1 pseudogene is annotated in these 304 nt (G+C 56.6%); it reads left to right on the forward strand.

Annotated features, from left to right (window positions below):
• Positions 1-304, forward strand: a pseudogene (locus P0G09_RS18360) (ferrous iron transporter B); the annotation flags it as partial.

A 304-nucleotide genomic window follows, 5' to 3' on the forward strand; every position in this document is an offset into this window, starting at 1 on the left:
GACTGCGAGAAGGAGATGGACGATGATGCGGAGAGCATCATCACCAACCAGCGCTACTCCTACATCAACGGTGTCGTTGACAATGCCGTCAAGTAAAAGGCCCGTGTGGAGCACCTGACTGCTTCTGACAAGATCGACCAGATCGTGACCAACCGTATCCTGGCTCTGCCCATCTTCGCGCTGGTCATGGTCCTGATGTACTCCCTGTCCATGGGCACCTCCATTGCAGATGGCGGCTGGGCTATCGGCACCTTTGCGACCGACTGGACCAACGATGTCATGTTTGGTGAGATCGTGGCGGGAG

Origin of the sequence: Faecalibacterium sp. DFI.5.82 (genome assembly GCF_029076575.1) — a bacterium.
Taxonomy (GTDB): domain Bacteria; phylum Bacillota; class Clostridia; order Oscillospirales; family Ruminococcaceae; genus Faecalibacterium; species Faecalibacterium duncaniae.